The sequence below is a fragment of the Actinoallomurus sp. NPDC052274 genome (assembly GCF_040679475.1).
GTDB classification, from domain to species: Bacteria; Actinomycetota; Actinomycetes; order Streptosporangiales; family Streptosporangiaceae; genus Actinoallomurus; species Actinoallomurus liliacearum.
The window spans coordinates 1-1245 of record NZ_JBFAUT010000150.1; the positions used below are offsets into that span (position 1 = coordinate 1).

General features: G+C 27.5%; 2 protein-coding genes. One reads left to right on the top strand and one right to left on the bottom strand.

The features are described 5' to 3' along the window. The first annotated feature begins 290 nt into the window (after positions 1-290). Positions 291-857, top strand: coding sequence for a signal peptidase I (gene lepB, locus AB0K82_RS44555; RefSeq protein WP_049389643.1), 567 nt, complete (start codon positions 291-293; stop codon positions 855-857). Positions 858-1055: 198 nt separating this feature from the next. Here the strand turns inward: lepB and AB0K82_RS44560 are convergent, their stop codons facing one another. Next, the gene (locus tag AB0K82_RS44560) at positions 1056-1148 is read right to left on the bottom strand and encodes a type I toxin-antitoxin system Fst family toxin (protein ID WP_364409826.1); all 93 of its coding nucleotides are present in this window, start codon (positions 1146-1148) and stop codon (positions 1056-1058) included. Positions 1149-1245: the final 97 nt, after the last annotated feature.

A 1245-nucleotide genomic window follows, 5' to 3' on the forward strand; every position in this document is an offset into this window, starting at 1 on the left:
GTTAGACGACAAGATATATAAACAATCTCAAGAGTCACATGACGAAGATGCAAAATTAAAACAAGATCGAGAGGCATTTCAACGTCAATTAGAAGAAAAATGGGAAGAATAATAACTTAAATGAGCTACATCTATATTTTGCTTTTATTTCCTTTAATAATGGGATTTGTCTTATCACTAAAAAAGAAAAGACATCATAAATAATGAACTACTTTTGGTAGGATATTAAAAATATAAGTGATATCCTAAAATAGGATAAAATTTATAAAATCTAAAAAGGAAATTATGTAATGAAAAAAGAATTTAAGGAATGGTTAATAGCCATAATAGTAGCTATATTACTATTATTTTTAGTAAATAATTTTTTATTTAAACCTTATACTGTATCAGGATTATCAATGTATCCAACGTTTAACAATAAAGATAAAGTAGTAGTCAGCAAAATATCCAAATCATTAAATCACTTAAAGTCTGGAGATGTTATTGTATTTCATCAAAATAGCAATAATGACTTTATAAAACGATTGATTGGTAAACCAGGAGATCAAATTGAATATAAAAATGACAAGTTATATATCAATAAAAATTATATCAAAGAACCTTACCTTGACTATAATAAAAAAATGAATAACTCCAGTGAAAATTTAACAGAAGATTTTAATGTATCAAATATAAAGGGATCTAAAAATAAAATGATAATACCTAAAGATAAGTATTTAGTTCTCGGAGACAATAGGACAAACAGTATTGATAGTAGATATTCTGAGGTGGGGTTAATATCTAAAAAACAAATCGTAGGAAAAGTTATTTTAAGATTTTGGCCTTTTAATGATATGAAGTATAATTTTAAGCGATGAATGATAAAAAGACTAAGTCACAAATTTAGTATGAAACATTGTCGACGATTACATAATTAGTTCATTCGAATATCTATTTAATTTTACAAATTTCTTCATGCAAGATATACTAAAAATAACAAATATTGAACTCATGTATCACCGAACCCCAACCTATGCCAGTAGGTTGGGGTTCTTTAGTGGTGAGGCTATGTCGCCTTATTTAATGCGGTTGTTTAGCCAAAACGTGAAAATCGCAACACAGCACTCTACTATAATAGGTGCTATTATACAAACAAATATTAAACTCATGATTTCTCCTCCTTCCGCCGAATCTATCGCCGGAAGTAAGACGACCTAAGTATTATAACAGAAACTTAATTAATATACTTCTTTGGTATTATTCTTT